This is a genomic window from Microbacterium sp. WCS2018Hpa-9 (genome assembly GCF_031843745.1).
Lineage (GTDB): Bacteria > Actinomycetota > Actinomycetes > Actinomycetales > Microbacteriaceae > Microbacterium.
This window is the reverse complement of sequence record NZ_JAVTIY010000003.1, coordinates 429107-453928: the sequence shown is the minus strand read 5'-3', so window position 1 is coordinate 453928 and position 24822 is coordinate 429107. Positions and strand designations below refer to the sequence as shown.

The 24822-nt window shown below is 69.2% G+C and carries 20 protein-coding genes; 9 read left to right on the top strand and 11 right to left on the bottom strand.

Annotated features, from left to right (window positions below):
* Nucleotides 1–38 precede the first annotated feature (38 nt).
* The 3 genes from RQG82_RS08875 to RQG82_RS08865 are packed head-to-tail and all read right to left on the bottom strand — an operon-like array spanning nt 39 to nt 3666.
* On the bottom strand, nt 39–1283 hold the full coding sequence (locus RQG82_RS08875; RefSeq protein ID WP_311258813.1) for an acylneuraminate cytidylyltransferase: 1245 nt from the start codon (nt 1281–1283) through the stop codon (nt 39–41).
* A 47-nt stretch (nt 1284–1330) separates the two neighbouring features.
* Entirely contained in the window at nt 1331–2689 is a 1359-nt protein-coding gene (locus tag RQG82_RS08870; protein WP_311258726.1) for a polysialyltransferase family glycosyltransferase, read from the bottom strand.
* Nucleotides 2686–3666: a glycosyltransferase family 2 protein gene (locus tag RQG82_RS08865; RefSeq protein WP_311258725.1), complete on the bottom strand. Its 981-nt coding sequence runs from the start codon at nt 3664–3666 to the stop codon at nt 2686–2688. Before RQG82_RS08865 ends, RQG82_RS08870 begins: the two co-directional genes overlap by 4 nt.
* Before the next feature lie 153 nt (nt 3667–3819).
* Here RQG82_RS08865 and RQG82_RS08860 point away from each other — a divergent pair, with 153 nt between their 5' ends.
* Both RQG82_RS08860 and RQG82_RS08855 read left to right on the top strand, forming a co-directional pair.
* The gene (locus RQG82_RS08860; protein ID WP_311258724.1) at nt 3820–4713 is read left to right on the top strand and encodes a hypothetical protein; all 894 of its coding nucleotides are present in this window, start codon (nt 3820–3822) and stop codon (nt 4711–4713) included.
* Nucleotides 4714–4750: 37 nt separating this feature from the next.
* Nucleotides 4751–5053, top strand: a complete 303-nt coding sequence (locus RQG82_RS08855; protein ID WP_311258723.1) for a DUF4229 domain-containing protein — start codon at nt 4751–4753, stop codon at nt 5051–5053.
* A gap of 198 nt (nt 5054–5251) precedes the next feature.
* Here RQG82_RS08855 and RQG82_RS08850 read toward each other — a convergent pair whose 3' ends face one another.
* From RQG82_RS08850 to RQG82_RS08835, 4 genes are read right to left on the bottom strand one after another with little or no spacing between them, the layout of a single operon-like run.
* Nucleotides 5252–6229 (bottom strand): 1,4-dihydroxy-2-naphthoate polyprenyltransferase, encoded by a 978-nt coding sequence (locus tag RQG82_RS08850; RefSeq protein WP_311258722.1) that lies wholly within the window; start codon nt 6227–6229, stop codon nt 5252–5254.
* A 49-nt stretch (nt 6230–6278) separates the two neighbouring features.
* Nucleotides 6279–6923 (bottom strand): dihydrofolate reductase family protein, encoded by a 645-nt coding sequence (locus RQG82_RS08845; RefSeq protein ID WP_311258721.1) that lies wholly within the window; start codon nt 6921–6923, stop codon nt 6279–6281.
* A gap of 32 nt (nt 6924–6955) precedes the next feature.
* Entirely contained in the window at nt 6956–7246 is a 291-nt protein-coding gene (locus RQG82_RS08840) for a DUF4287 domain-containing protein (protein ID WP_311258720.1), read from the bottom strand.
* 22 nt (nt 7247–7268) lie between these two features.
* Nucleotides 7269–7631: a cupin domain-containing protein gene (locus RQG82_RS08835; protein ID WP_311258719.1), complete on the bottom strand. Its 363-nt coding sequence runs from the start codon at nt 7629–7631 to the stop codon at nt 7269–7271.
* A 45-nt stretch (nt 7632–7676) separates the two neighbouring features.
* On the opposite strand from RQG82_RS08835, the gene RQG82_RS08830 reads away from it, so the two are divergent.
* On the top strand, nt 7677–8720 hold the full coding sequence (locus RQG82_RS08830; RefSeq protein WP_311258718.1) for a DUF5937 family protein: 1044 nt from the start codon (nt 7677–7679) through the stop codon (nt 8718–8720).
* A gap of 33 nt (nt 8721–8753) precedes the next feature.
* On the opposite strand, the gene RQG82_RS08825 is transcribed toward RQG82_RS08830, so the two are convergent.
* Entirely contained in the window at nt 8754–9215 is a 462-nt protein-coding gene (locus RQG82_RS08825) for an Lrp/AsnC family transcriptional regulator (protein WP_140037960.1), read from the bottom strand.
* A gap of 72 nt (nt 9216–9287) precedes the next feature.
* Between RQG82_RS08825 and RQG82_RS08820 the strand changes: the two genes are divergently transcribed.
* Both RQG82_RS08820 and RQG82_RS08815 read left to right on the top strand, forming a co-directional pair.
* Nucleotides 9288–10727: a DUF6421 family protein gene (locus RQG82_RS08820; protein ID WP_311258717.1), complete on the top strand. Its 1440-nt coding sequence runs from the start codon at nt 9288–9290 to the stop codon at nt 10725–10727.
* 105 nt (nt 10728–10832) lie between these two features.
* The gene (locus RQG82_RS08815) at nt 10833–11474 is read left to right on the top strand and encodes an SDR family NAD(P)-dependent oxidoreductase (protein WP_311258716.1); all 642 of its coding nucleotides are present in this window, start codon (nt 10833–10835) and stop codon (nt 11472–11474) included.
* A 15-nt stretch (nt 11475–11489) separates the two neighbouring features.
* On the opposite strand, the gene RQG82_RS08810 is transcribed toward RQG82_RS08815, so the two are convergent.
* A complete protein-coding gene (locus RQG82_RS08810) occupies nt 11490–12953 on the bottom strand; it encodes an MFS transporter (protein ID WP_311258715.1) in 1464 nt (487 codons plus the stop codon).
* 91 nt (nt 12954–13044) lie between these two features.
* Here RQG82_RS08810 and RQG82_RS08805 point away from each other — a divergent pair, with 91 nt between their 5' ends.
* Entirely contained in the window at nt 13045–14112 is a 1068-nt protein-coding gene (locus RQG82_RS08805) for a low specificity L-threonine aldolase (protein WP_311258714.1), read from the top strand.
* Between the two features lie 61 nt (nt 14113–14173).
* On the opposite strand, the gene RQG82_RS08800 is transcribed toward RQG82_RS08805, so the two are convergent.
* A complete protein-coding gene (locus RQG82_RS08800; protein ID WP_311258713.1) occupies nt 14174–14773 on the bottom strand; it encodes a DUF4916 domain-containing protein in 600 nt (199 codons plus the stop codon).
* A gap of 113 nt (nt 14774–14886) precedes the next feature.
* Between RQG82_RS08800 and RQG82_RS08795 the strand changes: the two genes are divergently transcribed.
* From RQG82_RS08795 to RQG82_RS08785, 3 genes are all read left to right on the top strand, one after another.
* On the top strand, nt 14887–15543 hold the full coding sequence (locus RQG82_RS08795) for an alpha/beta hydrolase (protein WP_396653586.1): 657 nt from the start codon (nt 14887–14889) through the stop codon (nt 15541–15543).
* 257 nt (nt 15544–15800) lie between these two features.
* On the top strand, nt 15801–17489 hold the full coding sequence (locus RQG82_RS08790) for an ABC-F family ATP-binding cassette domain-containing protein (protein WP_311258712.1): 1689 nt from the start codon (nt 15801–15803) through the stop codon (nt 17487–17489).
* A gap of 90 nt (nt 17490–17579) precedes the next feature.
* On the top strand, nt 17580–22154 hold the full coding sequence (locus tag RQG82_RS08785) for an ATP-dependent helicase (RefSeq protein ID WP_311258711.1): 4575 nt from the start codon (nt 17580–17582) through the stop codon (nt 22152–22154).
* A 116-nt stretch (nt 22155–22270) separates the two neighbouring features.
* Here the strand turns inward: RQG82_RS08785 and RQG82_RS08780 are convergent, their stop codons facing one another.
* A complete protein-coding gene (locus RQG82_RS08780; protein ID WP_311258710.1) occupies nt 22271–24682 on the bottom strand; it encodes a DUF4073 domain-containing protein in 2412 nt (803 codons plus the stop codon).
* Nucleotides 24683–24822: the final 140 nt, after the last annotated feature.

Sequence of the window (24822 nt, the reverse complement as noted above, 5' to 3'; positions counted from 1 at the left end):
TAGTGAACGCCACACCACAGGAGGGTTACCGGCACCGGTCAGGCGGGCAACACCCGTTCGATCAGCTCACGGACGGCACCGTGGCCGCCGGTGCGGCTGAGCACGACACGGGCCGCCTCGAGCACGAGAGGATGCGCGTCGGCCACAGCGACGGGCCAGCCGACGATGCGCAGCGCCGGGAGGTCGTTGACGTCGTTGCCCAGGTACGCGATGTCGGCGAGGGGGATGCCGACCTCCTCCGCCCACCCGCGCAGTGCCGACTCCTTGTCGTCGATGCCGTGCAGAACGGGCACGCGGAGCTTCTCTGCCCGAGCCCGCACGACGGCGTTGACCTCGGTCGAGAGGATGAGCATCGGGATGCCGGCACGCCGGAGCAGCGACACCCCCATGCCGTCCTCACGGCTCACCCGCACGCGCTCGACACCATCGGCGTCGACGGTCGCGGTGTCGTCGGTGTGCACGCCGTCGAAGTCGGTGACGATGGCTCGCACCGGCACCCGCTCCGGGCTCTCGTGAAGAGCTGCGAGCGCGCGGGCGATGCGCAGCTGCTGTTCGTCATCGATCTCGATCGCCGTCCACTCGGGCACTTCAGCGATGCGGATGCGTCCGAAGAAGCGATGCTTCGCCGCACGGAAGCCATCGGCACGGAACACGTAGAACGCCCCCGTCTCGAGGAAGTGCGGCTCGCGGTCCTGACGCCGAGGGCGATGCGCGGCGTCGTGGTTGAGTGCGACGGCTGCGTCGGCATCCGTCTGCCCTGCGCCATCCGTACGCCCCATGCCATCCGAACGCCCTGCGCCGCTCGCGTTCCCTGTGTCGCCGCGCGACCACAGGAATCCGTAGGTCTCGTGGGCCGCGAACACGCTGTCCGCCCTGCGCTCGCGCACCTCGCGCACGGCACCCGACAGTGCGTCCTGCGCGATGAACGGCGATGTCGCCTGCAGGAACGCCACCACGTCGGCCGACTCTCCCCCGGCCTCGAGCACGTCGAGCGCATGCAGGATCGCCGACTCCGACGAGGCCGTGTCACCGGAGATCTCGGCCGGTCGCCGCACGACTCTCGCCCCGGCCGCCTCGCTCACCGCGGCGATCTCGTCGTCATCGGTCGAGACGACCACGAGGTCGATGCCATCGGTCTCGGATGCGGTGCGCACGGCGCGTTCGATGAGCGGCACCCCGCCGACACGTCGCAGGTTCTTGCGCGGCACGCCCTTGGATCCGCCTCGTGCCGGGATGATCGCGACGACCCTGCCGGCTTCCGCCCTCTGCTGTTCCGCGGTCATGTCGCTGATCCCATCGCCGTCGTCGTCCCTCTTCGCCGTCATCCCGCTCATCGCCCTCTGAGCACTCGCCAGGCGCGAGCGAGTCTGCGCCGCGCTGCGAGCACCGTGAGCTTCATCTGTTCGACTCGGCCGATGCCGCCCACCGGGCGCAGCGCACGACGCATGGCCGTCTCGCGCGGCGCCCCTGGCAGCCGCAGCTCGCTGAGCCTCTCGGGGGCGAAGTACCGATCCCGGTCAGAGGGCCGGATGCCGGCGAGCAGCTGCTCGGCCCGACCGCGCAGGTGCCCGGCGACGACGGGCTGCATCGCATAGCCGACCGCGTCGATCAGCAGCTGCATGCTGTCGGGTTCACGGTACGGGGAGTCTGCACGGGTGAGCGCATCGACGATCGTCGCCGGCACCCGATTGCTGTTCTCATAGGGAGTCAGCCGCGCGAGCACGGTGCCTGCCCCGACCGCATCGATCTCCCGGCCGAACAGCGCCTGCACGGTCGGCAGGGCGGTCGAGAACCCGGCGATGACGGCTGTCGCGTCGATCCGTTCGGCCAGCACCTCTGCGGCGAGCGCACCGCGGTACTCGCGGAAGTCGATGCCGTGCACCCGCGCCCGGTCACGCAGAGCGTCGCTCAGACGGGGCGGGGCGGCGGGGTGCGGTTTGAAGACGATGTGCTGCGGTCGTCGGCTCGCCGCGCGGTCGATCATCTCCTTCTGCAGCGCGATCTCCTCGCCCTCGCTGACCAGGCCGAGAGCCGACAGGTACTGGCCGAGCACGAGCACGGTCGACTCACCGCCGAGAGCGCTCTCGAGTTCTGCCGTGTCGTCGACCGCCGCGGCGGTCTCGGCGAGCACCGCGCGGAACAGGTCGGGCGAGACAGGCACGGGAGTCGCGGTGGGCGACCCCACCAACGGCGTCAGTCCTGGCACCACGTCGACGTGCACGACGCGACCGATCCGCGCAGTCACCGTGTGCGGCATCCGCACCCGCATCGGCGAGTACGTCATGAGCCCGTCTCCGATGATCGTGAGTCGCGCGTGCGGGAAGAGCAGCATCAGGGTGCGTGCCGGGGCGACCTGCGGGCTCTGCACGAGCAGTTCGATGTCGCCCGTGTCGATGCCCCACGCCCGGGTCAGCAGTCGGCGCAGCAGCGGCAGGTCAGCAGCATGGGGCTTCCACGAGCTCGGATGCAGGGGGCCGAGCAGCGCGTCGAGATCTTCGATGCGGTCGAACCTGTCGCGCAGGCTCGCCAGCGCGGGGTCGGAGGCGATGCTCACCGATGTCTCGGGCACTCGCGATGACACGAACGGAACGAGGATGCGCTCACCGTGGTCGCCGAGCAGCCCGCCGTCGAGTGCACCGGCCGCGGTGGCCAGCCCATAGGCGCTGTGCACCGCGAAGAGCTGCGTCATGCCGCGACCCCGACGGTGCGCAGCAGCGGTGCCAGCACGCGGCGCCGGGGTCCGTCGAGACGCGACAGCACAGCCGATGCCTCGCCCTCAGGCAGGCGGGCGAGCAATCCGCGCAGGCCCGCGCGCATCTCGACGCGCAGCGACGGGGTCATCCTCCTCGATCGCACGAGATGGCGGGAAGAGAGCGCCATCACGCTCCACACCGCCTTCGGCAGGAAGCGGTCGGACTCGGCATCCGCCTCGACGATGTCGAGCACCTCGCCCATCGCGCGCACGAAGTCGAGCTGTCGACGGTCGCGCACCTGCGTGAGCGATGTCGACACCCCGCGGCGGTAGAGCAATGCCGGGGCGTCGACCACCGCGAACGATCGGGCCTGCAGGTGCAGGCGCCAGATCCACGGACGATCTTCGGCGGTGAAGAGGCCGGGTGTGAAACCCGCGAGTCCCTGGTCGATCAGGCGACGGTGCATGATCCCGGCCCAGGCGAACGGGTAGTCGACCATCGTCGGCTCGTTGTCGGGCAGGATCGCCTCACGGGGTGAGCCGACCGTCTCCCGCCACGGGTACGGTGCCGGCACGAGGGTGCGCACGCCGGCCTTCACCGTGACGTGGTCGGTGCGGAGGAAGTCGCACTGGAGCTCGTCCAGACGCCGGGCCAGCACCGAGAGCCGCTGCGGCTGCATCCAGTCGTCTCCGTCGAGAAAGCAGAACGCATCGCCCTCGACATGCTCGAGCCCCTGGTTGCGCGCGCTCGCGAGCCCCTTCGGCCGGGGGTTGACGATGACCTCGGCGTGCGGGAACCGCTCGGCATATCGCCTCATCAGGGTGCCGGTGTCGTCGCGCGAGCCGTCGTCGATAGCCACGAGCTTGAGCGAGGCGGGGTCGTCGAACTGCCGTGTCAGCGTCTCGAGCGTCGTGCCGATGTAGGCGCCTGCGTCCTTGGCTGGCAGGATGACGGTCACGAGCGGTGTGCGCACAGAACTCCCCCGGGTCGACGGTCTCGGAATGCTCTCAGGCGTTCCTTGCCGATCGGGGGCCAGCGGGTGAACGCGCGGTGACGCGATCTGCGTCGACGCACCGATGCCCGCGGCCGATTCGCACCTCGCCCGGCGATCGGCGACGATGGGTGCATGCTCTGGCCGTTCGGAACCACCTGGCGCCCGGTGCGCCAGAAGCGCCGCACCACGGTCGACCTGCGGTGGCTGAGCGCCCGCACCTGGACTCGCCGCTGGTATCCGCAGGGCATCGATCTCGGTCTGTGGCAGGGGCGCCGGACACTCGCCGTGAGCTGGTTCCGTCAGCGGCTCGACGGTCACCATCTGGCGTCTCGGATCGCATTCGTCGACCTCGAGCGCTCTCGTCATCTCGACGTGCTGCTCGCGGTCGAAGATGGCGGCGAGCTGCAGCCCGCCCCGATCCATGCCGGCGGCCTCGCGTGGTTCGACGATCGACTGTTCGTCGCGGCGACGGGTCGCGGCATCTGGGAGTTCGACCTCGCCGACATCCGCCGGGTGCGGGGCGCCGAGGCACGACGCGTCGCCGGTGCGGGCGGACGAGGACTTCGCGCCACCGCGCTCGTCGCGGTGCGCACTCGCGTGCATCCGATCGAGCTGCGCTGCTCGTATCTCGGTCGCGTGTTCGACGACGACGGCACGCCCCTGCGGCGAGTGCTCATCGGCGAATACACGAAAGACGACACGGGGCGGATCGCGGAGTTCACGGTGCCCGACTCCGATGACGATGACTTCCGCGAAGCGAGCCGCTTCACCCCCGGCATCACGCAGATGCAGGGAGCGGCACGCTGGGGCGACCGGCACTTCGTGTCACAGTCCGACGGCATGCGCCCCGGCGCACTGTGGACCGGCAGCCGCGATGCCCTGACCCGCGATCGGGTGCCGCTTCCCGTCGGCTGTGAGGATCTCGCCCTCGACCTCGATGCGAAGCTGCTGTGGTCGCTCGGCGAGCACCCCTGGAAGCGCGTCGTGCGCGGCATCCCGTTCCAGGCGCTCGACAAAGCCGACTGACAGCAGACGCCCCAGCTCGCGAACGTAGACTGTTCGGGTGAAGAACCGTGCACCTTTCCTCGTCTACACCGTGCTGCGCCTGCTGGCTTTCCTCGTGCCGCTCGCGATCATGTGGTTCTTCTTCCCGATCTTCCGCGAGTACTGGTGGCTCGCCGCGATCTTCGCCGCCCTCATCGGCATGAGCATCTCGATGCTGTTCCTGCGGAGGCCCCTCACCGACGCCTCAGCGCGGATCGTCGAGCGCCGCGGCGGCCGCAGCTCTGCCGCGCAGGCCGATGCGGATGCCGAAGACGACGCGATCTCCGGCGAGGCCGGCACCACCACGCGCCGCGAGGACTGACCCGGACCTTCTGGTTTTCTACTCGCCGCACTGCCCCTCCCCGACCGTCCTTCCCGAGGCCTCTCCGGGCACAGCTTCGGAGCGCGGAGAGGGCGCGCCGCTGCATCCGCTGGTGACGTCGGCGCGCTGTCGTCGAGATCCGAAACTGTGCTCGCGAGGGAGGGCCGAAAGCAGTCGGCGCGCGTCAGGACGCGGGGCTCAGCCGGCGAGCGCCCAGAATAACGCACCGGCGTAGAGCAGTGCGGTGAGCGAGGTCAGCGCCAGCGCGACGACGAGCTCCTTCGCCTGACGGTACGTCCAGACGATGAGAACGGCCGGGAGTCCGGCGAGCAGCGCGAGCAGGCCGATCCACGCGATCGGGTACAGCAGCGCGATGACCGCCAGGATGCCGAAGGGCGCGATCACGAACAGGGTGAAGAGCACCTGGGTCGGTCGCTTGCCGATCAGCACCGTCAGGGTGCGCTTGCCGACGACGCGATCCTGGTCGATGTCGCGCAGGTTGTTGGCGAGCAGCACCGCACAGGCGAAGAGGCCGGCAGCGATGGCTCCGAGCCAGGCCTGCTGCGGCAGCTCGAAGACCTGCACCCAGGTGGTGCCGAGGGTGGCGACGAGTCCGAAGAAGATGAAGACGAACACCTCGCCCAGACCGAAGTAGCCGTAAGGGCGCTTGCCGCCGGTGTAGAACCAGGCGGCGATGATGCAGGCCGCACCGACCGCCAGCATCCACCACTGCTCGGTGCGGATCACGATGGCGACGCCGACCGCCGCGGCGAGCGCGAAGAACACGAGCGCCGTGACGAGCACGGTTCGCGGCTTCACCCGCCCGGATGCCGTCAGTCGTGCCGGCCCCACGCGCACGGCGTCGGTGCCGCGGATGCCGTCGCTGTAGTCGTTCGCGAAGTTGACGCCGATCTGCAGCAGCACGGCGACCGCGAGGCACGCCAGCGCGATCACCCAGTGGAACTCCGGACCGGTGCTGCGTGCGGCGCCGGTGCCGATGACGACCGGGGCGACGGCGAGCGGAAGGGTGCGCAGACGAGCGGCGCCGATCCAGTCGCCGAGCGTCACGGGCCCGGCGTCGATGACGGCCTGGCTCGCCGGGTTGCCGCTCGCCCGCTTCGCGGGATTGCCGCTCACACGGGTCTGGTTCTTCTTGCGCTTCGAGGATGCTGCCACGCAGGGAATCCTACTGCGGGCGCCGATGGACGCCCGCGAGCCGCACCCGTCAGTCGCGGCGGAACGTCAGGTGGATGACGCCGCTCTCGGCCGGCTCGGTGTGCAGTTCGTAGTCGTTCTCGATGCCGCGCAGGCCGTCCCAGATGCGCTCACCGCTGCCGATGACGAGCGGGTTGACCATGAGGTGCAGGCGGTCGACCAGCCCGGCACGCAAGAACTGACGCACCACATCGACACCGCCGCCGATCCGGACGTCCTGGTCGCCCGCCTCGGCCGTCGCTCGCGCGAGGGCATCTTCTGGCGTCGTCTCGAGGAAGTGGAAGACCGTGCCATTGGCGAACTCGATCGACGGTCGCGGCGTGTGCGTGAGCACGAAGACCGGGGCTTCGAACGGCGGCTCATCGCCCCACCACCCTCGCCAGTCCGGGTCGTCCGGGTGCAGGTGCAGGCCGAACATGCCGGCTCCCATGATCTCGGCGCCGATGTTCTCGAAGTACGCGTGCGCATACTTCTCGTCGACGCCGGTGGTGCCTGCGCCCGAGTGATCACCGAGCACGCGGCGGCGGAAGGTCTGCGTCGCCGCGTACGCGGCGACCAGACGCGGCCAGTCGTCGCCGAACGGGTTCTCGGGCGTCTGGTCGGTGGTGGTCGCGAATCCATCGAGGGAGACGTTGAGATCGACGCGAACGGCCATGGGTGCTCCTTGCTCGTCAGGTCGGGTGCGGGTCAGGCGTTCGGGTTGCTGTCTTTGCCGTCGAGCCAGAGCGTGTCCGACGCGTCGCCATGCGCACCGGCCTTGCCGACGTGCTTGTCGCTGATCTTCGGACCCTTGAGGATCACGTGCACCATCGCCTGGGCGTGACCGTGGCCGAGGCTGTAGTCCTGCTTGAGCCAGTTGAGCACGACGGTCGATTTCGTGGTCTCGTCGAACCCCTGCTCCTTGGCGAGTTCGATGAACTGCCGAGGGGTGAGGCCGGTCTGGGTCTCGACCTTGTCGAGGTATGCCTGGAAGGACATGGATGCTCCTGTGTGTCGTGGTTCAGTCGTCGGAGAGGAAGGTCTGGATGATCGTCGCCGACGCGTGGATGCCGATGATGCGCAGCATCCCCTCGCCGACGTTCGTGAAGCAGTGTGGCACGAAGGCCGGGCCTGTCGCGGTGTCGCCTGCCGAGGCGACGATCGTCTCGTCGCCGACCGTGATCCGCGCCATGCCCTCGAGCACCACCCAGGTCTCGGGATAGGGATGCCAGTGGAGACCCGGCCCTTCGCCGGGCCGGTTCTCGACGTAGAAGTATGAGATCCCCGCACCGTGCTCGGCTCCGACGAACCTGCGGCTGCGACCGGTGCCGATGCGGATGTCCGCGGCGGCGACGGCTGCGAGAGCGGATGACGTGGTGTTCATGAGCTCAGTCTCGACAGGCCAGGACGCTCGTCCTAGAGTTTCGATGTGGATCGAAATGCAAGCTCGCATCGACCCGGTGCGCCGGTCGAAGGCGTCGAGCACCCCGACCATCGGGTCGAGTTCCACCTGAGTCCCGGCGACATCCAGTCGGTGCGCTTCGGGATCTCCCCCGGGCATGAGCTCGCCCATGCCGTGCGGGTGCTGTTGCGTCCGGCACAGCATCCGCTGCAATGGGGATGGCTGCGCGCCGTGCGCGATCGGCTTCCGCGAGAGAGCTTCCAGCTGCTCGGCGCAGTGATCGGCGACGACGGCTACATGCCCGACTTCCTCACGGCTGCGCCGGGGTGGGACATGACACCCGAGGCAGAGCTCGCGGCCCTGCGCATCACGCCGCTGGACCCGATGCGGATCGACTTCGGCAAGATGGTGCTGCGCTCGACGGGGGCGCGCCAGCGGGCGCTTCGCGAGATGCAGGAGCAGCCGGCTCGTGCTCGCGAGATGATCGCCGACGCGTGGTCGGAGGTGTGGGATGCCGCACTCGCTCCCGTCTGGCCGCAGCTCGAACGTCTGCTGCGTGCCGACATCGCCGTCCGGTCGCGGGTGATCGCCACCTCGGGGATCAGGGGGATGGCCGGTGGGCTGCATCCGACGGTGAGCTGGGGCGACGGAGCCGTGCGAGTCTCGCTTCGTCGGCACAGCGAGCTCGTCGACTGCCACGGCAGCGGACTGGTGCTCGTGCCGTCGGTGATGTCGTCGTGGGGATGCATGGTGCTCACCGAACCGCCGGCACAGCCGACACTGTTCTATCCTGCGCGGGGCGTGACCGCCGGCTGGTCCCGCGAGGCGAGCGAGATCGCAGGATCACTCGGTGCGCTCCTCGGCCCGGCTCGCGCGAAGATCCTGCTCGAGGCAGGCGTCGCCCGCACCACGTCGCAGGTGGCACAGGACGCGGGAATCGCCGTATCGACGGCATCCCATCACCTCACCGTGCTGCGGGACGCTGGCCTGCTCTCAAGCGAACGCGACGGCGCCAGGATGCTGCATCTGCGCACGCCCCTCGGCGAAGCGATGGTCGGCGCGGTGCTGTGATCACCGCGGTGCTGTGATCGGAGCGCGCGTTGTCTACTCGCCTTCGGGGGCGACCGAGATGATCGGCCGGTGCTCGTAGTAGGTCTGCAGCACGACCGTGGTGCGGGTGCTGACGTTCGCCGCGAGCCGGATGTCACGCACGAGCTCTTCCAGTGCGCGCGGCGACGCGACACGCACGAACAGCATGTAGCTCGCGTCACCCGCGATCGAGTGACATGCCTCGATCGCGTCGAGGTGCTCGAGCAGCTCGGGGGCGTTGTCGGGCTGCGCGGGGTCGAGCGGGGTGATCTCGATGAACGCCGAGAGCGGGGTTCCGACCAGCTCGGGGTCGAGGATCGCCCGGTATCCGGTGATCACGCCTCGGGTCTCGAGACGGCGCAGTCGCGACTGCACAGCCGAGACCGAGAGGCCGACGGCGTCGGAGAGCTGAGACAGCGTCGCGCGTCCGTCTCGTGAGATCTCGGCCAGGATCGCGCGGTCGACGGAGTCATCCATAGATGTAATATTATCGTCAGGATTCCGTATATGCCGGAATCTTTCCGTGAAAGTCTCCGATCGGAGGTCCCGATGTCCATCATTTCCGCCAACAGCTCCGCTGTACAGGCCATCGTCGGCGAACCCGAGGTCGTCGAGGACGCATCGATCGCCGAGTCTTCGGCAGCGTGGGCACAGCTCAAGGATGCCGCGATCGCGATCCGCGAGATGCAGATCAAGGACGGCTCGATCCCGGATGCCGCGCACCACGCCGCCGCCCGCGATCTCGTCGGCGCGGTCACCGCAGGCATTCGCGCTCTCGCCCCTGCCTTCCCGCACGACGCCGAGTACCTCGCCGCGTCGATCGTCGACTTTGACCGCTGGGTCTCCGAAGGATTCGGCGTGCCGGACTTCCTGGATTCGCTCATGGCCTTCCAGCCTCAACAGCACCGGGTCGACGGCATCCGTCACCTGGTCATCTTCCCCATGTACACGCAGAACGGCTCGAACGACCGACTCGTCGAGGCGCTCATCGTCGAGACGATCTGGCCCGAGTTCATCGCGGCCCTCGAGGCCGGCGAATACGGCAACAAGCTGTTCGTCTCGCTGAGGCTCGTCGACTTCACGCCCGGGTACGACACCAACTCGGCCGTGCTGTTCCCCGAGACCGTCGCGATGCGCGAGATCCCCTCGTTCACGTGGGGCGCGATCTTCCAGGACCGCGAAGCGGCCCGATACCGCCGGGTCACCCGCGCGGCTGCCGAGATCACCAAGCTCGAGCTTCCCGAGCGTGCCGCAGCGATGCTCGACGACCAGGCGCTGACCGAGCGCGCGTTCGTGATGTGGGACATCATCCACGACCGCACCCACATGCGCGGTGACCTGCCGTTCGACCCGTTCATGATCAAGCAGCGGATGCCGTTCTTCCTGTACTCGCTCGAAGAGCTGCGGTGCGACCTCACCGCGTTCCGCGAGTCGGTGAAGATCGAGCGGTCCCTGCGTGCGCGTACCGAGGCCGGTGACAGCCTTTCCGACTCCGAGCAGGAGATGCTCGACCACGCGGATCTCGTGCAGTACGCCGTGATCTTCGACCGGATCTTCCGCTTCGCGATCACGGGATCGCGTGTGCGCAACTACGACGGTCTCGGTGGACAGCTGCTGTTCGCCTGGCTGCACCAGCGCGGCGTGCTGCACTGGACCGACACCGCCCTCGCGTTCGACTGGGCCGCGGTGCCCGATGCGGTCGTCGCCCTCGGCGACGCGATCGACGAGCTCTACTGGCGCTCGATCGATCGCCCGAAGACGGCGCACTGGCTGGCCGCCTACGACCTCGTCCGCTCCGTCCTCACTCCGAACCCTGCCTCTCGGTGGGCCCGCGGTCTGCCGGACGAGATCCTCGCCGGAGCCCCCAAGGGCTTCACGGATGCGGTGCTGGACGACGAGTTCCCCCTGTCCATGTTCTTCGAAGCCCTCGACAAGAAGATGAAGCCGGTCATCGAGTCGACCGTCGGCATCCGGGGCACCGACGACTGACCCGCGCATTTCTGGGGTCCGGTCGCGGGGGCGATCGGACGCAGCGTCTGCGGCCATTCCCGCCCGGGGTGGCCGCAGAACTGTCTCTATACGAGAGTTGAGCACATGAGCGTCACCGATCGAACCATCCTTCTCGCCGGAGCCACCAGTCCTTCAGGGCTCGCGCTCGCCCGGGCGCTCGTCGACGCCGGGGCACGGGTGATCACCACCGGTCGCTCCGCCGAGCGCCTGGAGTCGCTGGGGGCGATCGGAGCGCGGGTCGAGGTGGCTGATGCGACCTCGGTGGAGGCGATGGCTGAGCTGGCGTCGCGGCTCGACGCGGTCGACGCCGTGATCCCGCTGGTCGGCGGCTGGCGTGGGGGCGGCGGGCTCGCCGGGCAGTCCGATGATGACTTCCGCGCCCTTCTGCCCGCGCTCGAAGCGGTGCGCGCGACCAGCCGTGCGTTCGACAGCGCCTTGCGCACGTCGAATGCCGGACGGTTCGCGATCGTCTCGTCGACCGCGGTGGGACGCCCTCTGGCGGGTGGCGCGAACTACGCGGCCATCAAGGCCGCGAGCGAGGCGTGGACGCGCGCGGTGGCGCAGGGCTTCGCCAAAGCGGCGCGGGATGCCGGGGAGCAGCTGCGTGCGGCATCCGTCGTGTTCCGGGCGAAGGCGCTGGATCCGGAGTCTCTCGTACCGCGTGTCCTGGCGCTGTGGGACGGCGACCCCGCCGATCTCAACGACCAGATCATCACGCTCGACTGATCCGGTCGACCGCGGCTAGCGACGCGCCTCGGGCACTTCGGGCGGCAGCCCCCGCAGCGGCGGCGGGGAATCTGCGATGCGGTCGTCGACGCTGCGATTCGCGACCGCGTCTGCCCCTGCAGCGTCGCTGGCATCGACGTCGGCATCCTCGCCGTTCGGATCTTGCTCAGGTGCGTTCGCATAGAGCTCGGTGAGCTTGCGATACGACTTCGTGAAGAACGCGAGTGTGGCAGCGACCACCATGATGATGCCCGCGAACAGGCAGATCAGCGCGATGCCCCGAGCATCCCCCGTGCCGAGCAGCCACTCCCACTGCTGCTGCCCCTCGGAGGTCTTCATGTACGGGATGATCAGGAACTCGGCGATCGGCGCGATCAGGAACGCCGTGATGGGAGCGGCTGCGGCCTCCATCGCGGCGGCGACGCCGAACACGCGCCCCTGCCGGTCGTAGCGGACCACCTTCTGGATGATCGTCTGCTCTGCCGCCTCGACAGGAGGCACGAGAGCCATGTAGATCCACATGCCGATCACGTAGAGCGGCCACCACTCGCGCAGCATGAAGACCGAGCCGAGGATGCCCATCGCGATCACGACCAGCAACAGCGTGCGCATCGGCTTCACGCCGAGGCCGAACTTGGCCACGAGCCCGCCGCCGATCAGGAATCCGGTCGACGCGAACGCCAGAGCGAACCCCCACATCTGGGCGTCGAAGAGGGTGAGACCGTAGGGGTCCATCAGCGCCATGTACACGCCGCCGATGAGGTTGTTGAAGGTCGAGAAGATGATCAGCGCGAACAGTCCGGGCGCCAGCCTGATGGCCGCCACGCTGCCGCGGAAGTCGAGAGCGCTCTTGGCATCGGGGTCGGGCTGAGATGCGCCCTCGGGGATGCGGATGAAGAGCAGGTGCACGAAGGTCAGCGCCATCGCGCCGATCGCGATCGCCAGCGTCCACCCCATGCCGAGGAAGCCGATCGAGAGTCCTGAGAACACGCTCGTCACGAGGAAGGCCAGCCCCTGCACCGTGCCGACCAGGCCGTTGGCGTTGGCCCGCCGATCTTCGGGCACCAGCAGCGTGACCGTCGTCGAGAGCGCGATGTTGCGCAGCTGCTCGATGACCCCGCCGAACAGGATGATCGCCGAGAACAGCCAGAACCAGGGGCCGCCGAGGTCGAGCAGCGCAGACTCGGGCTGCCAGACGTAGAGCACCCCCGCGATCAGGAACGCGACCGCCGAGATGACGCTCGAGAGCAGCATGACCGTGTGCTTGCGGTTGCGATCGACGATCGTGCCGAAGATCATCGCGAAGAAGGCGACGAACAACATGTAGGCACCGCCGATGATGCCGGTCGCCAGCACCGATTGCGTCTCGATGTACACCCAGAACGTCAGCGCGAACCACAGGAAGCTCGTCGTCACGTTCGCGATGAGCGTGTTGACGAGGACGTTGGCGAAGGCGGTCTTCGCTGCGGTGCGCTCCATGCTTTAGAGGGTAGGCGGGGCCTCGGACATTCGGTAGAGCGGGTTCCGCAGCGCGGCTTCCGACATCGGCGCCGGCCCGTAGGCTTGTGCGGTGAGTATTCAGCATGACCCCGCCGTTCGGGGCTTCGCCAGCGACAACTATTCCGGAGTCCACCCCGAGGTCCTCGCGGCCATCGCGGCGGCGAACGGCGGCCACCAGGTCGCCTACGGCGAGGACGCCTACACCGCGCGTCTGCAGGAGGTGTTCCGCTCCCACTTCGGCGAGGGCGTGCAGGCGTACCCGGTGTTCAACGGCACCGGGGCGAACGTCACCGGTCTGCAGTCGATGCTGCCCCGCTGGGGCGCCGTGATCTCGGCATCCACCGCCCACATCAACGTCGACGAGGGCGGTGCCCCCGAGAAGATCGGCGGGTTCAAGATCCTCGCCGTGCCGACGGACGACGGCAAGCTCACCCCCGAGCTCGTCGACCGCGAGGCCTGGGGCTGGGGAGACGAGCACCGCGCACAGCCGCTCGTGGTCTCGATCACGCAGTCGACCGAGCTCGGCACGCTGTACTCCGTCGATGAGATCCGCACGCTCGCGGACCACGCGCACGAACGCGGCATGATGCTGCACCTCGACGGCGCTCGCATCTCGAACGCGGCAGCGGCCCTCGACGTTCCGCTGCGCGCCTTCACCCGCGACGCCGGTGTCGACGTGCTCAGCTTCGGCGGCACGAAGAACGGAGCCATGCTCGGCGAGGCCATCGTTGTGCTGAACCCCGAGGCGTCGACGGGTCTGCAGTACTCCCGCAAGTTCAACATGCAGCTCTCGTCGAAGATGCGGTTCGTCTCGGCGCAGCTCATCGCTCTGCTCGAGGGCGACCTGTGGCTGCGCAACGCCCAGCACGCGAACGCCATGGCCCAGCGGCTGCGCGGTGAGATCGAGGCCGGCATCACCGCCGGCGAGATCACCGGCGTCTCGTTCACGCAGCCGACCCAGTCGAACGGCGTCTTCGCGACGCTTCCCGACGGAATCGCCGACCAGCTGCGCGAGAAGTTCCGCTTCTACGACTGGGATGCCGCGCGCAACGAGGTCCGCTGGATGTGCGGCTTCGACACCGAGGAATCCGACGTCGACGAGTTCGTCGCAGAGCTCGCGCGCCTCACCACGCGCTGAGGATCGCGCCGCTCAGCTGGCAGCGGAGCGCTGTCAGCTGAGCGCGCTCAGCTGATCTCGCTCAGCGAAGCAGACCGAGGTTCGCGAGCGCCAGACGGATGAGCGTGCCGCGCCCACCCTCCATCTCGGCGGCGACGGTGTCCGACGCCGCGGCCTCCGGCGAGAACCAGGTGACCTCGAGCGCGTCCTGTCGCGGCTCGCACGTGCCGGTGACCGGCACCACGAACGCGAGCGAGACGGCGTGCTGACGGTCATCGTGGTAGGCGCTGACACCCGGCATCGGGAAGTACTCGGCGACGGTGAAGGGCAGCGGCTGGGGCGGGAGCAGCGGGAACGCCATCGGACCCAGGTCGTTCTCGACGTGGCGGAACAGCGCATCGCGGATCGTCTCGCCGAACCGGACTCGGCCCGACACGATGGTGCGCGTCATCTCGCCCATGGGCGTCGACCTCAGCAGGATGCCGATCTCGGTCACCTGTCCTGAACCGTCGGTGCGCACCGGGATCGCCTCTACGTAGAGCATCGGCAGATGGCGTCTCGCCTCTGCGAGCTCGTATTCGCTCAACCACCCCGGGTTGGAATCGCGCGACGGCTGTGCGGCGCCGAAGCCCTCCATGCCGTCATCGGGCTCGGGTTCGGGATCAGGTGTGCGGACGGCCATGTCTCCTTTCTACCAGCCGCATCCTCGACCGAACACCGACTTGCGGCCATGACCGGCATACGATCCGACGATCAGCACCTGCGCGTGTCGGAGGGCGCTGGCAGGATGGACGGGTGAGCGAAGAACTGATGATCGACGGGCTCCTCACGCGCTGGTCGACCGACGACCGCGCGGGGATGCCACTGCTGGTGCTGTTGCACGGATACGGCGCAGACGAGCACGACCTGTTCGGCTTGGTGCCGTATCTGCCCGAGGGCATCGCCGTGGCATCCGTCGCCGCCCCGCTCGCACCCCCGTGGCCGATGCCGGGGCGCTCCTGGTATGCCATCGAGGGACTCGACGGCCGCAGCGCCGCGTCGGTGACTCTCGCGGCAGAGGCGTTCCTGCGCTGGCTCGACGATGCTCGGGCCGATGCTCCCGCGGTGGCTCTGCTCGGCTTCTCGCAGGGGGCAGCCGTCGCCCTGCAGGCCATGCGTCTCGCCCCGCAGAGCATCGACACCGTGGTGGCGCTCAGCGGCTATGCCGCCGCCGGTGAGCTGCCGGGCGACGCAGCGCTGACCGAGTCGCGACCGCACGTCTTCTGGGGCCGAGGCACGAACGACCAGGTGATCCCCGAGGCGCTGGTCGCGCACACCGCCGAGTGGCTGCCCGGGCACTCCGAGCTGTCTGGGCGCGTCTACACCGGACTCACGCACAGCATCTCGGAGGAAGAGCTCCGCGACGTGCACGTCTTCCTCACGAAGTGGCTCGAGCGGGCTGCCAAGCCCTGACAGAGCGGGTCCGCCACCGCGACACGCCCGGGGTTGCGAAACGCCGACACGCCCGGGTATCGTCGTGGAGTCCTGTCCGCCGTGTCTGGAAGTCCTTTGATCTGATCCGTCGCCTCCGCGCTCATCTTTCCGCGCGCTGACCCGACGATCGCCGACTCCACGGCAGACCACGCCCGCTGTCCTTCGACAGCGCCCCGCTCAGACGGGGCCCTCGGGCGACCGGTGTCAGTGCACCCTCGCACTCGACAGGAGACACCATGTCAGTACCCACCCTTCACGCGTCGGTCACCCTCGACCGACTCACCTTCACCTGGCCGGACGGCACGACCGCGCTCGAATCGGTCTCGGGATCCTTCGGATCCGGTCGCACCGGGCTGGTCGGCCGCAACGGCGCCGGCAAGTCGACGCTGCTCCGCCTCATGGCGGGCGAGCTGAGCCCCACGACCGGAATCCTCACCACGACAGGTGAGGTCGCATACCTGCCGCAGCAGCTCACACTCGACGTCGACCGCCGGGTGTCCGAGCTGCTCGGACTCGCCGAAACCCTCGATGCCGTCCGCGCGATCACCGCGGGCGATGTCGATCAGGCGCACTTCGACGCGGTCGGCGACGACTGGGACATCGAGGCCCGAGCCGAGCTGTCCCTGGCCGAGGCGGGGCTCGCCCCCGAGTTCCTCGACCGACGCGTCGGCGAGCTGTCCGGCGGTGAGGCGGTGCTCGTCGCGATCGCCGGCATCCGTCTGCGCCGGGCTCCGATCACCCTGTTCGATGAGCCGACCAACAACCTCGATCGTGACGCCCGCGCGAAGCTGGCGGCCATGGTCAGGTCATGGAAGGGCACTCTCATCGTGGTCAGCCACGACCTCTCCCTGCTCGAGCTGATGGACGACACCGCCGAGCTCTACGCCCAGACTCTGAGCGTGTTCGGCGGACCGTATTCCGAATGGCGAGCCTGGCTGGATGCCGAACAGGAGGCCGCCAGGCAGGCCGAGGTCACCGCGAAGCAGGAGTTCCGCAAAGAGAAGCGTCAGCGCATCGAGGCCGAGGTCAAGCTCGCGCACCGCGCCCGCACGGCGAAGAAGGCAGAGGTCGAGAAGCGCGTGCCGAAGATCATCGCGCACGGTCGCAAGATGGCCGCCGAGGTGTCGGCGGGAAAGCTGCGCACCGAGGTCGGCGCGAAAGAGGATGCCGCTCGCACCGCGCTCGACGAGGCGGGGCGACGTCTGCGCTCGGATGCGTCGATGAAGATCGAGCTTCCGGATCCGCAGGTGTCCCGCTCGCGGCGCATCGCGATGATCGGCGACGGCGTGAGGTCGTGGATCATCCAGGGCCCCGATCGCGTCGCGCTGATCGGTCGCAACGGGGCCGGCAAGACGACGCTGCTCGAGCGGCTGGTGGCGGATGCCGCCGGCGGTGTTCACGATTCAGCACAGATGCCGTCGATCCCTCCGGACGGCGGCTCGGCGAGCGTTGCCGAGGAATCTCTCCTGAATACGGAACAGCCGGTGCTGACGGCGACGGCGCTCACCGACCGCATCGGCTACCTGCCGCAGCGGGTCGACGGGCTGGATGAGAACCGGTCGGTGTTCGAGAACATCGCGGATGCCGCGCCTCACGTGCCTGAGAAGGAGCTGCGCAACCGTCTCGCGAGGTTCCTCATCCGAGGAGCCACGGCGGAGCGGCCTGTCGCGGCTCTGTCGGGCGGCGAGCGCTTCCGGGTGGCGCTCGCGAAGCTGCTGCTCTCCGACCCCGCGCCGCACCTCGTGGTGCTCGACGAGCCGACGAACAACCTCGACATCGACACCGTCGACCAGCTCGTCGAGGCACTGCGGGCCTACCGCGGGGCCGTGCTGGTCGTGAGTCACGACGACGCGTTCCTCGCCCGTCTCGGCCTGGGGCTCACGCTGGAGATCGACGCCGAGGGTGCGGTGCACGAGGTACGGTGACGCCCGTGGCGCCTGCCGAGCGGCGGGCGCCACGGCGCGGATCTCGTCCTCGCCGACCCCGATGTCGGTGGCCTCGGCGAAGATGGACTGATGGGTGATGTGCTCGACCGGTTCACCCCCGCCACCCAAGACTGGTTCCGGGGTGCCTTTCCCGCGCCCACGCCGGCACAGGCGGGCGCCTGGACGGCGATCTCCGCGCACAAGCACGCGCTCGTGGTGGCGCCCACCGGGTCGGGCAAGACCCTCTCTGCGTTCCTCTGGGCGATCGACAGTGTCTTCCGCGAGCGCACCGAGCAGCCCGCGCGAGCCAAAGACAGCTCGCGCACGCGCATCCTCTACATCTCGCCGCTGAAGGCCCTCGGCGTCGACGTCGAGCGCAACCTGCGCTCTCCGCTGATCGGCATCGGGCAGTCGGCCAGGCGCCTCGGCGTCGAGGCCCCCTCCGTGACAGTCGGCGTGCGCTCGGGCGACACGACGTCGAGCGACCGTCGCAAGCTGGTCTCCGACCCGCCAGACATCCTGATCACCACCCCCGAGTCGCTCTACCTGATGCTCACCAGTCGCGCCGGCGAGACTCTGCGCGACGTGCACACCGTGATCATCGATGAGGTTCACGCGGTCGCCGCCACCAAACGCGGAGCCCACCTCGCGGTGAGCCTCGAGCGTCTCGACGCGCTGCGTCGCTTGCACGGCCACGATGAGCCGGCCCAGCGGATCGGGCTGTCGGCGACCGTGCGTCCCATCGACGAGGTCGCGCGGTTCCTCGGCGGCGCCGCTCCGGTCGAGATCGTCGCCCCGCCCGCATCGAAGACGTTCGAGCTCGGCGTCATCGTCCCGATGGACGACATGACCAACCCGCCACCGCCTCCCGGCGCGCCGAAAGACGCGGGTGATGCGACGGGTGCCGAGTACACCGAGGTCACCGGCTCCGTCTGGCCGCATGTGGAGGAGGCGATCGTCGACCGCATCCTGCAGAACAAGTCGACCATCGTGTTCTCGAACTCGCGGCGGCTGGCCGAGCGGCTCACCGGGCGCCTGAACGAGATCTACTCCGAGCGCATCGGCGTCGCCCTGCCCGAGGCATCCGTGCCGGCGGCCATGATGGCGCAAGCGGGCGCGACAGCCGGAGCCGATCCCGTGCTCGCCAAGGCTCACCACGGCTCGGTCTCGAAAGAGCAGCGCGCTCAGGTCGAGGAGGAGCTGAAGTCCGGCGTCCTGCGCTGCGTCGTCGCGACGAGCAGCCTCGAACTCGGCATCGACATGGGTGCGGTCGACCTGGTCATCCAGGTCGAGGCGCCACCGTCGGCGGCCTCCGGCCTGCAGCGGGTCGGTCGAGCGGGCCACCAGGTCGGCGAGATCAGCCGCGCTGCGCTGTTCCCCAAGCACCGGGGCGACGTGCTGCACACCGCGATCGTCACAGAGCGGATGCTGGCCGGCAAGATCGAGGCGATCCAGGTGCCGCGCAATCCGCTCGACATCCTCGCGCAGCAGACGGTCGCGGCGAGTGCCCTCGGTGAGATCAGCGTCGAGGAGTGGTTCGAGACCGTGCGCCGGTCGGCGCCGTTCCAGTCCCTCCCCCGGTCGGCCTACGAGGCGACACTCGACCTGCTCGCCGGTCGCTATCCCTCCGACGAGTTCGCCGAGCTGCGCCCTCGTCTGGTGTGGGACAGAGACGCCGGCACACTCACCGGCCGCCCCGGCGCCCAGCGCATCGCCGTCACCAGCGGCGGCACGATCCCCGACCGCGGACTCTTCGGCGTCTTCGTCGCCGGCGAGTCGACCGGTGCCCGCGTCGGCGAGCTCGATGAGGAGATGGTCTACGAGTCGCGCGTCGGCGACGTGTTCACTCTCGGCACGACGAGCTGGCGCATCGCCGAGATCACGCATGACCGGGTCAATGTGATCCCGGCATACGGCCAGCCGGGCAAGGTGCCGTTCTGGCACGGTGACGGAATCGGCCGCCCGTTCGAACTCGGCGAGGCGCTCGGAGAGTTCTCGCGCGAGGTGTCGGCGGCGACCCCCGAGAAGGCGGCGCAGCGGCTCATCGACGCCGGTCTCGACCCGCAGGCCAGGATGAACCTGATGGCGCACCTCACCGAGCAGCGGGAGGCGACAGGCACGCTGCCGACCGACCGCACGCTCACGGTCGAGCGGGGGCGCGACGAGGTCGGCGACTGGCGGGTCATCCTTCATTCTCCGTACGGCATGAAGGTGCACGCCCCGTGGGCCCTGGCGATCAACGCCCGCATCCGCGAACGCCTCGGAGTCGAGGGCTCGGCGGTCGCGAGCGACGACGGCATCATCGTGCGCATCCCGGATGCCGAGGCGGAGCCGCCCGGAGCAGAGCTCTTCGTGTTCGACCCCGACGAGCTCGAACAGCTGGTCACGCAGGAGGTCGGCGGGTCGGCGCTGTTCGCCTCCCGCTTCCGCGAGTGCGCGGCCCGTGCGCTGCTGATGCCTCGGATGAACCCGAACAAGCGCACGCCGCTGTGGCAGCAGCGCCAGCGCTCGGCGCAGCTGCTCGAAGTGGCCCGCCGGCATCCGACGTTCCCGGTGATCCTCGAGACCCTGCGCGAGGTTCTGCAGGACGTCTACGACCTGCCGTCGCTGCGCAAGCTCGCGGTGTCGATCGCCGACCGGCGCATCCGACTCGTCGAGACCCAGCCGTCTCAGCCCTCGCCGTTCGCGCGCGACCTGCTCTTCGGCTACGTGGGCGCGTTCATGTACGAGGGCGACTCGCCGCTGGCCGAGCGTCGGGCGGCCGCTCTCTCGGTCGACCCCGCGCTGCTCGGCGAGCTGCTCGGCACGGTCGAGCTCCGCGAGCTCCTCGACCCCGACGTCATCACGCAGTTCGAGCGCGAGGCGCAGCGCCTCGACCCCGAGCGGCACGCGCGAGGCCTCGAGGGCGTCGCCGATCTGCTGCGGATGCTCGGTCCGATGGATGCGGCCGAGATCGACGCGCGACTCGACCCCGAGACAGGTTCGGCATCTGAACACCTCGACGCGCTGATCGCCGCCCGTCGCGCGATCCCGGTCACGGTCGCCGGCACCACGTGCGTCGCCGCGATCGAAGACGCTGGCCGCCTGCGCGACGCACTCGGTGCGGCGCTGCCCACCGGCATCCCCGTCGCCTTTCTCGAACCCCTCGCCGATCCGCTCGGCGACCTCGTCGCGCGGTACGCCCGCACGCACGGCCCTTTCACGACCGATGCCATCGCGACGCGCTTCGGCCTCGGCGCGGCCGTAGCGCGACACACCCTGCAGCGGCTGGAGCATTCGGGCCGACTGACCAGCGGCTACTTCCTGCCCGAGGCCTCCGGCACGGGCAACGAGACCGAATGGTGCGACACCGAGGTGCTGCGCCGACTGCGGATGCGGTCGCTCGCCGCGATCCGAGGCAGCGTCGAACCGGTGTCACCCGAGGCGTATGCGCGCTTCCTGCCCGACTGGCAGCACCTCGGCCGTCCGCTCGAAGGACTCGACGGCGTGCTCGCCGTGATCGAGCAGTTCGCCGGGGTGCCCATTCCCGCGAGCGCCTGGGAGTCACTCGTGCTGCCCTCTCGAGTGCGCGACTACTCCCCCGCCCTGCTCGACGAGCTCACTGCGGCGGGCGAGGTGATCTGGTCGGGTCACGGCACGCTGCCCGGCCGTGACGGCTGGGTCTCGCTGCACCCTGCCGATCTCGCGCCCTTCACACTCCCAGAGCCCGACGACGAGATCGCCACCGATTCGCTCGAGGCCCGGGTGCTCGCCGCCCTCGAGGCGGGCGGAGCGTACTTCGCCGCCCAGCTGAAAGAGATGGCCGGGGCCGAGAACGAGCAGTCCGTGCTCGAGGCACTGTGGTCGCTGACCTGGGCGGGGCGCGTGACGAACGACACCTTCGCCCCGATCCGGTCGCTGCTGGCCGGGGGGTCGCAGGCCCACCGCGTGACGCGACGCGCCCCGCGCACCCGCACCTACCGGGGCATGTCGCTCGCGCGCACGGCGGCGCGCCCCTCGTCGATCGGCGGACGCTGGTCGCTGCTCCCCTCCGTCGACACCGATGCCGCTCGGCGCGCGACCGTCACCGCGGGGCTGCTGCTCGACCGATACGGCGTCGTCACCCGAGGCGCGGTGCAGGCCGAGGGCGTGCCCGGCGGCTTCGCTCAGACCTACCGCGTGCTCGCCGGCTTCGAAGAGGCCGGGCACTGTCGTCGCGGCTACGTGATCGAGAGGCTCGGCGCCGCGCAGTTCGCGGCATCTGCCACAGTCGATCGCCTGCGCACGTTCGCCGGACTCGCCGACCCGGCACCGCGCAAGGCCGTCACGCTCGCCGCGACCGACCCGGCCAATCCCTATGGCGCGGCCCTCGGATGGCCCAAGCGCGACGACGTCTCGCATCGCCCCGGACGCAAGGCCGGGGGCCTGGTCGTGCTCGTCGACGGTTCGCTCGTGCTCTACCTCGAACGGGGCGGCCGCACTGTGCTGTGCTTCACCGACGACGCCGAGGTGCTGCGGGCCGCGGCAACCGACCTCGCCGCGACGGCGCGCGCCCGTCGTCTCGACACTCTCACGGTCGAGAAGGTCAACGGAGAAGGCGTCTACGGCACTGAGCTCGCCCTCGCCCTGCAAGAGGCGGGGTTCGTCGCGACCCCCCGCGGCTACACGCTGCGCAAGGCGATCTGACCCCGCGGCACTTGCCACGTGCCACTTGCCACTTGCCACCTGCCACTTGCACGACGACGCCGCCGATCCGCACCTCGAGGCACGGACCGACGGCGTCGCGACTGCAACGCAGAGCGTCAGCTCAGCAGCTTAGATTCCGCAGCATCTGACGATGAGCGACGCGCGACGAGGCGTCTCACCAGGAGGATCACTCCGCCCAGACCGAGCAGCCCGAGTGCGAGGACCCAGGTGACACCGGGGTCATAGCCGGTGGTCGCAAGGTCGCCGTCGGCCGCCCCCTCGTCGGAACCGGAACCAGAACCAGAACCAGCGCCCGACCCCGAGCCGGAGTCAGGGCCAGAACCGGGATCAGCGCCGGGTCCTTCGTCCTCGATGCGCACCAGTCCGTCGATCGCGGCGCGGATCGCCGCTGCCATCGCATCCACCTCGGGCTGGTCGGCTGCGGTCAGCTCCCGCTCGACAGCGGAGATCGCGCGGTTCAGCGCGGCGACGCTGTCAGCGGTGAAGGGACTGAGGTCGGCCGGCACCTCTGCGAGAGCCTCGTCGACAGCGGAGTAGTCCGCGGGCCGCTCGGAGACCGGGACGACGTCAGCCGCATACGGCGTGAGCGGGTTGTGAATGGTGACCTCGCGGATCTGCTCATCGGCGAAGAAATCGAGCGCCTTGACCACGATGCGATCGCCGTAAGACTCCACGATCAGGCCGTTGTTGACGTCGCCGATCGTGACCTCGCTGATGCCCTCGGTGTTCTCGCCGCGAGCATCCCAGCCCACGTGCATCGCCACCGTGTTGACCGACCAGAAGCCGTCGGGGTGGCCGTCCGCCGTGCGGCGCTGCACCGCCCAGTCACCCAGCGTCGCGGGGTAGTGGGTGTGGCCGCTGAAGACGACCGCGTTCGGGTAGTTGCCGAGGATGCTCGTGAGGCGATCGTTCATCAGGTGATGGTCGTGATACCAGGGGATCCACGAGGCCGAGACGGTGTCTCCGAGCGGGAAGTGCGTGTTGACGATCACCTGCGAGCCCTGTGCCGTCCAGTGCGCGAGGCGCTCCTCGAGGAAGTCCACCTGCTCGTCGGTCATCGCGACGTCCGACGGCCCGCTGATCTCCTGACCGATCGTGATCACCGGGACCTGCCCACCCGGGCCGCTGAGCACGTACTCGGCATACGCCTTGTCGCGCTCGGCGAACGCGAGGAAACGCTCGAAGTTCGCCGCGAAACCTCCACTCGCATAGCGCTCGTGGTTGCCGATCGACGCGACGGTGGTTTCGGGCCGGATCGCGATCGTGTTCTCCATGACCTGGTAGATCTCGTCCCATTCGGTCGGCGTGCCGGAGTTCACGAGGTCTCCGACGATCAGCAGACCCGCGGGGTCGGGAGCGAGCTCGTGCAGATCGTTGAGGCCGTGTTCGAAGTCCTGAGGGTGCCCCTGGATGTCCGACACCGTCCACAGCGTCGTCGCCGCCTGCTCGGTCGCGAGCGCACCCTGACGCACGGTCACCGAGTCGATCGCCCAGTAGCGCGAGCCCGCATCCGGTGCGTCGAGCTGCCACTGGAATCGCACCTCGGCGGCACCGACCGGAACGTCGATCCCGATCTCCTGCATGTAGTTCAGCTGCAGCGGGTCGTAGCCGTCGGCCACGGATGCGGAGTCGAGGCGCAGCACCTCCGCCCAGTCGCCTCCGTCGAAGCTCGCGCGGACGACACCTGTCTGCGCGGGGGCACCGCGGTAGTGACTGTCGAACGAGAGTTCCAGCGACCGCAGGTACTCGACGTCGACGGCGGCGCTGGTCATCGTCGACGAGAACGGCTGCGCACCGAACTGCTGCGCATCGGCGACTGCGAAGCCTGCGAGCGGGCGGGCGAAACGTGCGCGCATCTCGTCGACATCCGCCGTCCACTCGTCACGCGTCGTGGCGGACCAGCCTCGGTAGTCGGCGGTGCCGACGCCGTCCATCGTCGAGGCGGACTCCACCGACCAGCTCTCGGGCAGTCCCGCGTCGAAGCCCTCGCGCAGCAGAACGCCATCGGTCGTGACGACCGTGGTCACCGGCGCGATGTCGACGACGGCCGCAGGGTCGCCGGGGATCAGCTCGCCGTCGGCAGCGCTCACGGTCGCGGTCTGCTGCGGCGCAAGGGACTCATAGCCGTCTGCGGCGAGGTACCAGACCGTGTAGACGCCGGCCGCGGCAGGAACCTCGAGCTCGACAGATCCCGACGCACCGGGCGCATACATCCAGGTGACCGAGGTCTGACCGTCACCACCGGGAACCTCGCCGTCGCGGTAGAACCCGATCCAGTTCGTGTCGTCGGGGCTGTCGGTCGCGTACTCGATGCGCACCGTGCTGCCGGCGACGAGAGCGCCGGTCGGGATCTGGAACGACGATTCGGCGGCCGCGACCACCTCGTGGGGCACCGGGGTCGGCACCTGCGCACTCGCGGCGATCGGGCTGGCGACCAGCACGGCGGACAGTGCGACGCCGACCAGGGCGACACCCCTGGTTCGGGTCTGAGGTCGGAAGGGATGCATGGGTGTCGTCCTTTCGAGACGAATGGGCTGATGTCTCGAGCGTCGCCGCGGACACCCAACCGCGGATGCACGGAAGGTGAACGGACGGCCACATCCGGACTCCTCGGCCGGATCCTGCTGGACGCGTGCGCACAGCAGTC